A 13380-nucleotide genomic window follows, 5' to 3' on the forward strand; every position below is an offset into this window, starting at 1 on the left:
CGATCTGAAAAATCCATTCCGGCTGTCTCCTGTTACATTAAATACGGTAAAGCACGGTATGACGGGCACTGCCGGTCACGCCGTTGTGTTGCATTGCGGATCACAAAACCGATGTCATCCATGCTGCCTGTGCAGCCTCGCATTGCAGGGATGAGATCAATTCTGAATAAAAAAATGGCGGAACAGAGGGCGCTCCGCCATATCAAGGCTCACTCACAAGAAGCCGTTAAGACACAGGTTTCAACAACTCAGATTTTTGCGCGGATACCAAAATAAATCTGGCGACCGTTTTTATAGAACGCACGAGGCTGATCTGGTGTTGTGGCATAAGACTTGAGCATAGGATTGTTCAGATCTTTTCCTTCGAGAGTCAGGCTGATGTTATCAGTCAGGTTGTATCCCAGCGATGCCGAGATAGTACCGATAGCGTCCTGATAGATCGCAGAATTACGATCGAGACCATTCAGGAAAGCAGAGCGGTAGTTGTACTGAATACGTGCATTGAACTTGCTGTTTTCAAAATACGCACCGAGGTTGTACGAGTTTTTGGATGTGCCGACCATGCTGCAGTCACCGGTTGTCGCGCAGGCAGATCCCGGTGCTTTACCGGTTTCTTTGCCATCTGCGTAAGTGTAGTTGGCAGTCACACCAAAGCCGTTACCGAAATCCTGGGTGTAAGCAAGCTCAAGACCCTTGACTTCTGCAGTCGTGTTCAGCGCTGCACTCATCTTGTAGTCGGTATTGGCTTTCTGTGCGTAGTTATAGAAAGACTGTACGTAAGAACCATAAGTCACGTAGGAGTCCATCGACATATTGAATACACCGAGAGACAACATGGACTTAGGTGCAAAGTACCATTCAATACCGGCATCAAAGTTATTGGAACGGATTGGCTTCAGGTTAGGGTTACCACCGGAACCGGTCATCTGCGTATCGAGCAGGCTTAACGCTGCCAGCTGACCGAAGTCAGGACGCGCCATAGTACGGCTGACTGCAAAACGGCCGACCACTTTGTCAGAGATATCCACACGGAAGTTTGCGCTTGGCAGGAAATCTGTGTAGGTATTTTCTGTCACGATCGGTGCCCAGACTGCATTCTGAGAACCATTCTCGACGTGCTCTTTGGTGCTGACAACCCGTACACCGAAATTGCCGGATACCCGCTCAGCATTGAAGTTAGCCATTGCATAGGCAGCCTGCACATCTTCCTTCACACGGAATTCAGACTGATAAGCATGCGTATTGAAAGTCACATACTGATTTGCCCATGCTGTCACAGAGTCGCCCGTCAACGTCCAGGTGCCGTTCAACACATTCGGCAGGCTGGAATTGAGTGTTGTCACGCCGTTTGGCGCGCTGGATGTCAGTGTGCCGGCAGCGGCAACAGTACCAGCCAGGTTCGTCAGATTACGTTCATGGGAGGCAAAGCGCGCACCGAATTTGATACTGTGCAGCACGTCATTACCGGTCTTGAACAAACCATCAAACTGGCCGTAGGATTCTTTATCTGTCGCCGTCACATCCGAAGCCCAGCCACCGATAGGGTTATTCGGACGGAAGGTCAGCTGATTAGAACCCGGCACGATGATCTGTGCGGGCTGACTCAGGCCATACACGGAAATGCTGCCGCCAGAATAGGCATTCCAGACTTCATAACCGATATCGCGTGTATAACCGGTGCCTTTTGTCTGCCCCACTTTACCGGTGAAAGACAGATCTTTGTTTGCCTTGTAAGAGACATCCAGATTGACAAAACGGGAATCACTGTAAGAACCCGGACGAACAGCGATATCCTGTACCGTTGTGGACATCGAGGAGCAATCCAGTCCGCTCGGGCAGGTGTTCGGCAGCGTCAGCGATGTGATGGTGTTGCCAACGATAGTCCAGGCAGATGGTGCTACGCCGTTTTTACCGGACCAGCCATTCGTCATTGCCGAATAGGGCGCAAACATCATGTTGCGGTTAACATTCGATGCTTCCAGCTTGGAGTAAAAACCGCTCAGATCAAACATCAGATCCGGATTGATCTTGTACTGCAGGTCCATCATGCCACCCTTGGTTTCGCGCTCTTGCGAAAACTGGGCAGTACCGGTCAGCAGAGAGATATTCTTGCCAAGCACTTCCGGATGCGCCTGCACCCAGCCTGAGCCGTCATAGCCAGGCACCATTTTGTCCCACCACAGGAATTCCTGGCCATCGCGCAGCAGCGAACGCTTCTGGTCGAATGCCTGCACCATGATGCCCATGCTGTTATCGTCATTTTTCCAGTTCACCAGACCGCTGAGTTGCGCATTGTTTTTACCGGACAGGCTGGAACGCACACCTTCCACGGAACCCATTGCGGACAGTTGCTGCTTGAAGTCCAGCGGCTTGCGGGATTCAATGTCTACGCTACCGGCAGCACCACCTTCAATCAGATCGGCCTGAGAGGATTTATGCACCGTCACGCGGCCAATCAGTTCAGAAGGAAACAACGAGTAGCTGACGCTGCGGCCACCGCCGGAGATATTGGCCGCATACCAGTCACCACTCGATACTGTGTGGCCGTTGAAGGTAGTCAGCGTCAGTGCAGATGGCGTGCCGCGCAGGGAAACACGGTCGTTTTCACCGAATCCGCCTTCGGTACCGCCAGCAGTCGCAACGTTTACGCCGGGAATGCGCTGCAGCGAATCTGCCACATTTTTATCGGGCATCTTGCCCACGTCTTCTGCCGTAATCACCTCAACCAGCGACTCCGCATTCCGCTTCTGATTGATCGATTGTTGAAGCGAAGCACGAATACCGGTCACAACCACTTCCTGCGGCGTGGACTGATCCGCCTGCTGCGCCTGCGCCGACATGGATGCGCCCAGGACCAACAGCGCCACTGCTGACGCGATGGGCGTCAAACCAGGTTTTGAATTATGTTTCATTTACTCCCCCAAGATTTTCTAAATCAATTTCAGTCTGCTGATAACCGATTGCAGCCAACATCAGAACTGATCTCTCACCGATTAAAAAATACCAACGCTTTACCACAAAAAAAATCCACTTCAAATCCACTTTTGCTGAATATCCATGGTCTTACTTTTGCCGTCACTGACTTCCTGAGCATACTGAAAGCCAGCGGATACAACGGGTACAGGTACTGCAAAATCCCCTTCAGAGAAAAGAACATCACAGCATCAGGCAGGCTGTTTAATTATTGTCACTCCACCCTTCCCCTGTTTTCTGAAGCCCCCCTGAATCATCGTGAAACTGACCGGTGATATTCAGAAAACATCGGATGAGGCTCACTTTAAGTAGCCCAAAAGTGGTTGTCAAGCGGTATCTACGTGGTATTAACAATGCCAATATTGGTATTAATTATATGCCTCAAATAACATCAATAACCCCTTGTTTTAATTTAATTATTTTGTAAATTTTTAATTTTCATTTTCCAAGTGGTCTGTTTAGTTTTTCCAACAGATGGGTATCCATAGACATCCGCTGCATATCACCTGGCGGCATTTCTGCTGCATGTCCGGCGAACAGCAAAAACCTTGGCTGCCACACGAATAACGGTGTGCCCAAAGGTAGTATGCAAGTCGGCGGCAGAACGATTTGCGCACCGTGCCGGCAAATGTCCGGACTCATGCCATGAGAAAAATTTTGTAGTGAAAGAGGACTGCGCCACGACCCATCAGGAAAGCTTCAGAGCACCTATATGGCATTTATATTTCAAGTGGCATTAATGTGTTTTTGCAGATTCACTGCAAATCAATCTGACAGAATCTGCATCATGAATGCGCTCTCGGTTACACTGAAACTGAAACAGGACTTTTATCAGAGATAACATCATGCCCATTCACTATCTGGCGAAACTGACCTCTCCGAAACGCACCCCGCAATCCAATATGCATCTGGGCATTACGCTCGCATTTGTTGCCGGCGCCATAAACGCCGGTGGTTTTCTGGCGGTCGGACAATACACTTCCCACATGACCGGCATGCTTTCCAGTGCAGCGGACGATCTGGCACTGGGCAGGCTGATGCCGGCGTTTGCCGCCCTGTTTCTGCTGGTGACCTTTGCATGGGGTGCTGCCTGCACGGCCCTGATGGTGAATTACGCCAGACGCAACCACCTGCGCTATCTGTACACGCCGGTACTGTTGCTGGAAGCGACACTGCTGCTGGTTTTCGGTCTGGTCGGCACGCGCCTGCAGGAGCATGCTGTGGTCACCGTTTCATTCACCGCAGTCTTACTGAGCTATCTGATGGGTTTGCAAAATGCGCTGATCACTAAAATTTCCAGCGCTGAAATACGCACTACACATGTGACGGGTCTGGTAACGGATATCGGGATCGAACTTGGAAAACTGATTTACTGGAACAAGAACAAAGATGAATTTCATCCTGAGCAGGAAATCGGCGCCAATATGCAAAAGCTGCGTTTGCATCTTCGCCTGGTCATCGCCTTTTTTGCAGGCGGCGTACTGGGAGCGACCGGGTTCAAGCATCTGGGATTTATCTCCACGCTGCCATTAGCCATCGTACTGATTATTCTGTCGCTGGCACCCAGTATCAAGAAGCAGCTCTATACCTGACGCAACAAACAGGTGATCCAGCGCAGCCTCTGGTACTACGAAAAACACCCATAAAAAAACGCCTGCATCCCGGCAGGCGTTCAGTTAGTGGCGGCAGACTGATAAGCGCGTCGCCCCGCCTTCGTTTCAGAAGGAAGGTAAATCAGCCAGACGCGGACGACCATCTGCCGGTTCTAGATCCAGCCCCTGCATGCCGTCGGCATACCTTACTCCTGTGACTTTAGGTCCCAGTACAATGCCCTGATCTCCATTCAGTTTGATGATGACTTCATCACCGTTCGCAATGGTATTGAGCACTGTTCCGACATCCACTTCCTGCGGCTCATCCACCATCGCAGGCGGCATCACCTGTCCGCCTTTACTGCGCCCCCAACGTACTCTGGCAACACGTTCACCACTCTCATCAAACCGGACTGCCTCAATAAAAAATAATGCCATGATGAACCTCCTTGCCTGTTTTCAGAAAAAGTACCCAAAGCGGATTGGCATGAAATAGCCTGCTGTGAAAATATGACCAGGCTATGACATGCTGGCAGCAAAAAACTGTGCCGCACTCAATGCATAGTAGCAAAGAAAAACAAATTTTGAAGCGCATTCTATAAGCCCAGTCAGCAAGCGGCCCGCAGCGAAAAACTCCTCTGCGGGCCGCATGGAAAGCCGCAGATGCTGCGGCACATTGTCAGGGTTATGCCAGTTTTGCCGCGTGTTCCCGTGTGGCATGGAACACTACGCCGGGCCAGCGTTCCTGAGTCAGTTTCAGATTGACGCCGGACGTCGCCAGATATGCCATATTACCTGCTGCATCGTAAGCAAGATTGGCACCTGCGCTGGATTTCTCGAAGTCCGCCAGCATCTTCTTGTCATCGCAGGTGATCCAGCGTGCACTGGAAATGCTGGTGCCTTCAAACACTGCGTCGACGCCGTATTCATTTTTGAGGCGGCTGGCAACCACTTCAAACTGCAGCACGCCGACCGCTCCCAGAATCAAATCACTGCTGACCACCGGCTTGAAGACCTGCACCGCACCTTCCTCCCCCAGCTGCTGCAAGCCTTTTTGCAATTGTTTGATCTTCAGCGGATTGAGGATGCGTGCAATCCGGAAAAAATCCGGGGCAAAGTAAGGAATGCCGGTAAATTGCAGCATCTCACCTTCCGAAAAACTGTCGCCGATCTGCATGTTGCCATGATTCGGCAAACCGATAATGTCGCCTGCATACGCCTCTTCCACCTGTTCGCGGGAAGACGCCATGAACGTCACCACGGATGAGACCTTGATATCGCGGTTCAGACGCAGATGTTTCAGCTTCATGCCACGCTCAAAGCGACCGGAACAGACGCGCAGAAAGGCAATGCGGTCACGGTGCGCCGGATCCATATTGGCCTGGATTTTAAACACAAAACCAGAGAAAGCCTGCTCATTCGGCTCGACTGCCCGCACTGTCGCATCGCGGTCGCGCGGCGGCGGCGCCCAGTCCAGCAGCGCATTCAGAATTTCGCGCACACCGAAATTATTAATCGCCGATCCGAAAAATACCGGCGTCTGGACACCTGCCAAAAAATCTTCAAGACTGAACGGATGCGACGCACCATGCACCAGTTCCACTTCCATTTTCAGTTGATCCATTTCCAGCGGGAACATTTCCTGCAAGCGCGGATGATCAATCCCTTTGATGACTTCAAATTCCTGATCGGCGCGTTCGCTGCCCGGTGTGAACAGCAGGATTTCGTCTTTCAGAATGTGGTACACACCACGGAAATTTTTACCCATGCCGATCGGCCATGTCACCGGTGCGCACTGAATCTTCAGTACAGACTCCAGCTCATCGAGCAACTCCAGCGGATCGCGGGTTTCCCGGTCCATTTTGTTGACGAAAGTGATGATCGGCGTGTTACGCATGCGGCAGACGTTCAGCAGCTTGATGGTCTGCTCTTCCACGCCCTTGGCGGCATCAATCACCATCAACGCAGAGTCCACGGCAGTCAGCACGCGGTAGGTGTCTTCCGAAAAGTCCTGGTGACCCGGCGTATCGAGCAGATTCACCACGTGATCACGGTATTCAAACTGCATGACCGACGACGCAACCGAAATACCGCGCTGCTTTTCAATCTCCATCCAGTCTGATGTGGCATGACGCCCGCTTTTACGCGCTTTCACGGTTCCCGCCAGTTGAATCGCGCCAGAAAACATCAGAAGCTTTTCTGTCAGGGTGGTTTTACCCGCATCCGGGTGGGAAATAATGCCGAAAGTACGGCGTCTTGCGACCTCGCGGCGGATCAGGTCTTTCGACGGTGCATGGGAAGGCGCGGAAGGCGCAACTGTCTCCGCTGCAGATTCAGGAGTATCATCAGGAGATTCGTGAGTGGTGTTCATTGATGCCGCAAAAATGAGGAAAAAACGTGCAAGTTTAGCGTTTATTGGAAGGGAAGTCGAATTACCATTATAATAATGACATGTTCACTGGAACCAAGCCGGGAAATGTCGATCAGAACATCGCCTGTCCCTGACTCTAGCACGGCGGGTATCGTTAATGTCCATCCATCGTATTGTCATGTGGCACGGCTAACATGGTCATTTTCTCAGCTCATTACTCAATTATGAAAAAGCTTTTCATCTCCCTTGTCATGACAGCTGTTACAGCTGTGCCTCAAACCGGTTTTGCCTGGGGGGCAGACGGCCACCAGTCGGTCGGTGCGATTGCCGACACATTGTTATCCGGTACCAGAGCAGGCGCCCAGATCAGGGCGTTACTGGGTGAGCAGACACTGGAAAAAATGTCGGTCTGGGGGGATTGCGTCAAGGGGATTGCGCCGGAAAAAGATTTTTCCTACACCTCGGCTGGCCGCTATCCCGAATGCGCACCGTTTGAAACAGCAAACGGCATTGCCGCCATGGCAGATTACGTCCGGCGCAATAACACCGCATGCAATCCGGCGGCTGACGAAGAAACCTGCCACAAGCAATATCACTATGCCGACGTCGCCTTGCAGCATGAGCATTACAAAACCGGTTATGTCGGCACCAGTGACCACGATATAGTTCATGCGATCCGCGCTGCAGCGCTGGTATTGCAGGGTAAGGAAGCGCCAGCTCCGTTCTCTTTCAAGGACAAGCAGGAAGCACTGGCTTTGCTGACGCATTACATCGGCGACATTCATCAACCGCTGCACGTCGGCTCCGTGTTTCTGGACGCCAGTGGCAATCTGGTGAATCCGGATGATGCTGGTTATGACCACAGCAACAATACCGTTGGCGGCAACGCGCTGCAATGTCCATGCGGGAATCTGCACTCATTGTGGGACGACCTGCCGCTGCCATACAAACGGGGCCGGATGAACGAAGCGCTGGTCAAAAAAGCGCGTCTGGTTCCGCTGGCGCAGGGATCGCTGGAACAGTTACCGGCAGCCTGGGCCGATGATGCCATCCGTGATGCCAGAAAACTGTTTGCCGGCACGCAATTCAGCAAGAGCACGCCCAGTTCACGCGGCAGCAACTGGTCCATCGCTCTGCCGCTGGAATATGAAAAAACCATGGTCTCCATGAAAGAAGACGCACTGGCCCGCGCCGGCGCGCATCTGGCGCAGATTCTGCAGGCAATCTGGCCGGAATAATTCCGCCCGCAACCGTTTAACTCATCAAGGAAAGCTATGCGTTTCACTCCATTTCGCTGGATAGGCCAAGGTTTCAGATTTCTCTGGCACGCCCTCGATTTCAGCCGGCGGGTGTTTTTCAACCTGCTGATCCTGCTTGTACTGATTGGTCTCATCGCGGGTATGCTGACGGGCGGCACCAAAAAACTGGACGACAAGACTGCACTGATTCTAGATCTGAAAGGCACGCTGGTCGAGCAGCACTCTGGCAATGCCCGGGAAGCTCTGCTGGCAGAGGCGCAGGGTAACGCCAAGAAGACCACACAATTGCGCGATATCCTGAGCGTGCTGGAGAGCGCTGCCAAGGATAACAAGATCAACAGCGCCGTGCTGTTGCTGGATGACATGGGTGGTGCCGGTTTGCCGATGCTGCGCGAAGTGGCCGCTGCGATAGACCGTTTCAAGGCAAGCGGAAAGACAGTGGTGGCGTGGGGTTCCAGCTTTGATCAGAAACAGTATTTTCTGGCATCGCATGCCAATGAAGTTTATCTGCATCCGATGGGCAATGTGCTGCTGACCGGATTTGGCCGCTACCGGAATTACTACCGTGATGCACTCGACAAAGTCGGCGTGACGGTAAATCTGCTGAAGGTCGGCACCTACAAGAGCTTTGCAGAGCCTTACGTTGCAAACGAACCATCTGCCGCCGCGCTGGAAGCAGAGAGTTTCCTGTACAACGGTATGTGGAAAACCTACACAGACAACGTCGAAAAAGCCCGTAAACTGCCTGCCGGCAGCATCATGCAGGGCATTAACCAGTTGCCGGAACTGATGAAGGCTGCCGGTGATGACAGCGCCAGACTGGCACTCAATCTGAAGCTGGTCGACGGCCTCAAGACGCGCGATGAACTGCGCGAGCTGATGCTGAAACGTGCCGGCAGGGATGAGCCGAACAAAACCTTCCGTCAGGTGGCGTTTGACGACTATCTGGCACGCGTCAAACCACGCCTGTTTGGCGATGCAGTCGGCGTGGTGGTGGCTGCCGGTGAAATCAGCGAAGGCATTGCGCCACCTGGCTCCATCGGCGGCTTATCCACCGCCAAGCTGATCCGCAAAGCACGCGAAGATGACAATATCAAAGCCGTCGTGCTGCGGGTCGATTCGCCCGGCGGCAGCGCTTTCGGCTCGGAACTGATACGACGTGAACTGGAGCTGACGCGTCAGGCTGGCAAGCCTGTGGTGGTTTCCATGGGCGACGTTGCTGCTTCCGGCGGCTACTGGATTTCAATGTCGGCAGACGAAGTGATTGCCGACGAAGCGACAGTCACCGGCTCCATCGGCGTGTTTGCGATTTTGCCGACAGCGGAAAAAGCCATCGATAAACTGGGCATCCATACCGGCGGCACCACCACCACCTGGCTGAGCGATCCTTACAATCCTCTGCGTCCGCTGAACCCGCAATTCGGTGCGCTGGTACAAAGCAGCATCAATCATATTTATGCTGAATTCACCGGCAAAGCTGCTGCTGCCCGCAAAACAACAGCAGACAAAATCGATCAGGTGGCGCAGGGCCGCGTCTGGACCGGAGCACAGGCCAAAGAACGAAATCTGGTCGATACCGTCGGCACCTATCAGGATGCACTGAAGTCCGCCGCAACCCGGGCACATCTGGGCAACGATTACCGGGTCAGCTACATCGAGCCGGAGCCATCAAAATTTGACCGGCTGTTTGATCTGTTCGGTACGCAGGTTGCGCAGGTACTGCGCGAACAGTTTCAGGTTGCGCTGGTACCGTCCGGCATCCCGCCTGCTGCGGCGACACAGATTGCTTCCGATCTGCGATGGCTGGCAGAGTTGAATACGCAGGGCAAGGGCTATGCAGCCGTCACGCATTGTCTGTGCCGCATTAACCCTTAGTCATAGGAATCCGGTGCATCGCGCCGGTCAGCATCAAATAAAAAATGGGGAGCCGCAGCTCCCTGTTTTTATTTACCCGTCATCCATCACGCTCAGGCAGAAACCGCCTGACGCTTTCTGACTTCTTCATCGTACAGCTCTTTTTTGGACAGTTTCCCGACCGGCGTCTTAGGTAATTCTGCCCGGATTTCCATCGCCTGCGGCATCTCATGTTTACCGAGTTTATCGCGCAGAAAATCTTTCAGTTCATCAAAGCTGAAAGGCGCATGTCCGGCCTTGAGTTTGATAAACGCCTTGGCGGCCTGGCCGCGATAATTGTCGTGAATACCGATAACGCTGACCTCTGCCACTGCAGGATGCTGGTACACCGCCTCTTCGATATTCCGCGGATACACGTTATAGCCACCGGACAGGATCATGTCTTTGGTGCGGTCAACGATATAGACGAATCCATCCGCATCCATATAGCCCACGTCACCGGTGCGGAAAAAGCCTTCCTCCGTAAAGGCATCGCGCGTGGCTTCCGGCTTGTTCCAGTAGCCTTTCATGATATTCGGCCCCGACACGCAGATTTCGCCGCGCTCACCGATGCCTGCATATTTGCCTGGCTCATCGATGCTGGCAAAGCGGAAGCGGATACCCGGTGCGGGCAGGCCGCAGGAGCCGGCTTTGCGCACGCCGGATACCGGCGTGAATGTGCCGGTTGGCGAGGTTTCTGTCATGCCCCATCCTTCCAGCAAGGTGCAGCCTGTCAGGCTCTGGAATTGTTGCAGGACTTCTGCCGGTAACGGTGCGCCGCCGGAATTGCAGAATTTCAGCGCGCCCAGATCATATTGCCGGATGTCGGGATGATGAATAATCGCCGTATACATGGTCGGCACGCCGGGGAAAACCGTGATCTTTTTCGCGGCCAGATCTTTGACCACCGCATCCACATCGAAGCGGGTATGCAGCACGATTTCCGCGCCGATATGAATCCCGAACAGCATATCCACCGTCAGCGCATAGATATGGAACAGCGGCAGCACAGCGAGCAGACGCTCCTGCCCTTGCTCCAGCAAAGGCGGCACGGTATGGGTGGTTTCTATGATCTGGCTGCAGGCCGCTGTCAGGTTAGCGTGCGTCAGCATAGCGCCCTTAGGCAGACCGGTGGTGCCGCCGGTATATTGCAACACGGCGATCGTCTCTGCCGGATCGTCAACCTTCACCGCTGTATAGCTGCCATAGTTGGCGATTAATTGCGCGAACGACAGATGCTGCACGTCATCAGGAATCGTACAAAGCTGACCCGCTTTGTCCAGATTGGCACGCACGGCCTCCGGATACGGAGACATCTCTGCAATATTGCCGATAATCAGTTTCTGCAAACGGGTATGGCCGAGCATCTTTGCCATTTGCGGATACAGCATCACCATGTCGAGTGTGACCAGAAAATCGGTATGACTGTCTTCGATTTTATGTTCCAGCACTTTTTCCGCATCCAGCGGAGAGTAATTCACCACGGTGCCGCCTGCCTGCAAAATCGCAAAAAAACTGATCACGTAATGCGGTGTATTCGGCAAAAACAGACCGACATGCACGCCGGGTTTCACCCCCAGTTGCTGAAAACCCGCCGTTGCACGGTCTACCAATGATTGTAATTCGCGGTAGCAGATGCGCTTTCCCATGAATTCCAGCGCTGGCAAATCCGGCCACTGATGCACCGCGTTGTGCAGTAATTCCGGCAGAGAAGTGATGGGTAACGGCGCATCCCAACGCACGCCGGCGGGATAGGATAAGGTCCATGGTGTGTTGCTCATTTTGTCTCCTGATTTTTATGGATTTGGAAAATAAAGCGCAATGGAACAATACTGCTGTTATATATCTTAAAATATACTCAGGGGGAGTATTTTTTAAAATCTTTTGTTTAATTAGGCAATCAGCCAATTTTTCTGCATACCCCCTGTTTATTGAATAATTGATGCAATTCGCTCCTGCCTGCGGAAGCCTTCGCAGTAAAGGCGAAAAGCCGGCGATCTGCCGGCTCTCCTGTCCTGAATTGTTTTCTGTCAGACCCGGACACTTATCTGGACGGCAGGTATTTTTTCAGTTCCATCTTGCCGATCTGGTTTCTATGCACTTCATCCGGACCGTCCGCCAGACGCAGGGTGCGCGCCTGGGCATATGCATACGCCACGCCAAAATCATCGGACACCCCGCCGCCGCCGTGCGCCTGAATCGCCCAGTCGATGACCTGGCAAGCCATATTCGGCGCAGCCACCTTGATCATGGCGATTTCTTTCGCGGCAGCTTTATTGCCAACCGTATCCATCATCTGCGCCGCATTCAGCACCAGGAAGCGCGCCTGATCGATCAGAATGCGGGCATTGGCGATCCGCTCCAGCGTCACCCCCTGCTCGGCAACGCGCTTGCCAAATGCGACACGGCTCAACGAACGTTTGCACATGTCTTCCAGCGAGCGTTCGGCCAGACCGATGAGCCGCATGCAGTGATGAATCCGGCCAGGCCCCAGACGTCCCTGTGCAATTTCAAAACCACGGCCTTCACCGAGCAGCATGTTCGCAGCCGGAACCCGGACATTCTCAAACAGCACCTCACCATGTCCATGCGGCGCATCGTCATAACCGAATACCGGCAACGCGCGCAGCACGGTCACGCCCGGCGTATCACGCGGCACAATGATCATGGACTGCTGTTTGTGGCGGTTTTCATTCTGCGGATCGCTTTTGCCCATGAAGATGAACACTTTGCAGCGCGGATCATTGGCGCCGGACGACCACCATTTGCGGCCGTTGATCACATACTCATCGCCCTCCCGCACGATCGAGGCTTCGATGTTGGTCGCATCGGATGATGCCACCGCGGGCTCGGTCATCGCAAAGCAGGAGCGGATCTCGCCGTTCAGCAACGGGGTCAGCCACTGCGCCTGCTGCGCCGGCGTGCCATAGCGCGCCAGCACTTCCATATTGCCGGTATCCGGCGCGGAACAGTTAAATACTTCAGCAGACCACAGCGCACGCCCCATGATTTCACACAATGGCGCGTATTCCAGATTGGTCAGCCCGGCCCCCTGATCCGATTCCGGCAGAAACAGATTCCATAATCCGGCTTCGCGTGCCTTCGCCTTCAGCTGTTCGACGATGCGGGTCGGCTTCCAGGCGTCTCCCGCCTGACGATTAGCGGTAATCTCTCCGAAAAATGTCTTTTCGTTCGGATAAATGTGTTCATCCATAAAAGCAAGCAAACGTGCCTGCAATGCCTGGACTTTAGAGCTGTATTGAAAATCCATGATCTTTCCTTCTTGGTGAAA

General features: G+C 53.3%; 10 protein-coding genes. 5 read left to right on the plus strand and 5 right to left on the minus strand.

Annotated features, from left to right (window positions below):
- Positions 1 to 276, plus strand: a 276-nt coding sequence (locus HV832_RS17155; protein WP_218131970.1) for a hypothetical protein, incomplete at its 5' end; no start/stop codon positions are given.
- Here HV832_RS17155 and HV832_RS05325 read toward each other — a convergent pair.
- A complete protein-coding gene (locus HV832_RS05325) occupies positions 249 to 2912 on the minus strand; it encodes a TonB-dependent receptor (RefSeq protein WP_176802539.1) in 2664 nt (887 codons plus the stop codon). The two genes, HV832_RS17155 and HV832_RS05325, sit on opposite strands and share 28 nt — an antisense overlap.
- On the opposite strand from HV832_RS05325, the gene HV832_RS05330 reads away from it, so the two are divergent.
- Together HV832_RS05330 and HV832_RS05335 are read left to right on the plus strand one after the other, a co-directional pair.
- Positions 2904 to 3248, plus strand: a complete 345-nt coding sequence (locus HV832_RS05330) for a hypothetical protein (RefSeq protein WP_176802540.1) — start codon at positions 2904 to 2906, stop codon at positions 3246 to 3248. The two genes, HV832_RS05325 and HV832_RS05330, sit on opposite strands and share 9 nt — an antisense overlap.
- A gap of 570 nt (positions 3249 to 3818) precedes the next feature.
- The gene (locus HV832_RS05335; RefSeq protein WP_176802541.1) at positions 3819 to 4565 is read left to right on the plus strand and encodes a YoaK family protein; all 747 of its coding nucleotides are present in this window, start codon (positions 3819 to 3821) and stop codon (positions 4563 to 4565) included.
- Between the two features lie 126 nt (positions 4566 to 4691).
- On the opposite strand, the gene HV832_RS05340 is transcribed toward HV832_RS05335, so the two are convergent.
- Both HV832_RS05340 and HV832_RS05345 read right to left on the minus strand, forming a co-directional pair.
- Complete coding sequence (locus tag HV832_RS05340; protein ID WP_176802542.1) at positions 4692 to 5003, minus strand: hypothetical protein; 312 nt, start codon at positions 5001 to 5003, stop codon at positions 4692 to 4694.
- 247 nt (positions 5004 to 5250) lie between these two features.
- Positions 5251 to 6936 (minus strand): peptide chain release factor 3, encoded by a 1686-nt coding sequence (locus HV832_RS05345; RefSeq protein ID WP_176802543.1) that lies wholly within the window; start codon positions 6934 to 6936, stop codon positions 5251 to 5253.
- Positions 6937 to 7187: 251 nt separating this feature from the next.
- Between HV832_RS05345 and HV832_RS05350 the strand changes: the two genes are divergently transcribed.
- Together HV832_RS05350 and sppA are read left to right on the plus strand one after the other, a co-directional pair.
- Complete coding sequence (locus tag HV832_RS05350) at positions 7188 to 8174, plus strand: S1/P1 nuclease (RefSeq protein WP_176802544.1); 987 nt, start codon at positions 7188 to 7190, stop codon at positions 8172 to 8174.
- 36 nt (positions 8175 to 8210) lie between these two features.
- Entirely contained in the window at positions 8211 to 10070 is a 1860-nt protein-coding gene (sppA, locus tag HV832_RS05355; RefSeq protein WP_176802545.1) for a signal peptide peptidase SppA, read from the plus strand.
- Between the two features lie 92 nt (positions 10071 to 10162).
- Here sppA and HV832_RS05360 read toward each other — a convergent pair whose 3' ends face one another.
- Positions 10163 to 11869: a long-chain-fatty-acid--CoA ligase gene (locus tag HV832_RS05360; protein WP_176802546.1), complete on the minus strand. Its 1707-nt coding sequence runs from the start codon at positions 11867 to 11869 to the stop codon at positions 10163 to 10165.
- 263 nt (positions 11870 to 12132) lie between these two features.
- Positions 12133 to 13359 (minus strand): acyl-CoA dehydrogenase family protein, encoded by a 1227-nt coding sequence (locus HV832_RS05365; RefSeq protein WP_176802547.1) that lies wholly within the window; start codon positions 13357 to 13359, stop codon positions 12133 to 12135.
- Positions 13360 to 13380 lie beyond the last annotated feature (21 nt).

It is taken from the genome of Cognatundibacterium oligocarboniphilum (genome assembly GCF_013377855.1).
Taxonomy (GTDB): Bacteria; Pseudomonadota; Gammaproteobacteria; order Burkholderiales; family Burkholderiaceae_D; genus Undibacterium; species Undibacterium oligocarboniphilum.

Excerpts from the sequence above, each read along its gene's own strand:
- HV832_RS05345 (WP_176802543.1), bottom strand. The coding sequence starts at position 6,936 with ATGAACACCACTCACGAATCTCCTGATGATACTCCTGAATCTGCAGCG.
- sppA (WP_176802545.1), top strand. The coding sequence starts at position 8,211 with ATGCGTTTCACTCCATTTCGCTGGATAGGCCAAGGTTTCAGATTTCTC.
- HV832_RS05350 (WP_176802544.1), top strand. The coding sequence starts at position 7,188 with ATGACAGCTGTTACAGCTGTGCCTCAAACCGGTTTTGCCTGGGGGGCA.
- HV832_RS05335 (WP_176802541.1), top strand. The coding sequence starts at position 3,819 with ATGCCCATTCACTATCTGGCGAAACTGACCTCTCCGAAACGCACCCCG.
- HV832_RS05360 (WP_176802546.1), bottom strand. The coding sequence starts at position 11,869 with ATGAGCAACACACCATGGACCTTATCCTATCCCGCCGGCGTGCGTTGG.
- HV832_RS05340 (WP_176802542.1), bottom strand. The coding sequence starts at position 5,003 with ATGGCATTATTTTTTATTGAGGCAGTCCGGTTTGATGAGAGTGGTGAA.
- HV832_RS05330 (WP_176802540.1), top strand. The coding sequence starts at position 2,904 with ATGTTTCATTTACTCCCCCAAGATTTTCTAAATCAATTTCAGTCTGCT.
- HV832_RS05325 (WP_176802539.1), bottom strand. The coding sequence starts at position 2,912 with ATGAAACATAATTCAAAACCTGGTTTGACGCCCATCGCGTCAGCAGTG.
- HV832_RS05365 (WP_176802547.1), bottom strand. The coding sequence starts at position 13,359 with ATGGATTTTCAATACAGCTCTAAAGTCCAGGCATTGCAGGCACGTTTG.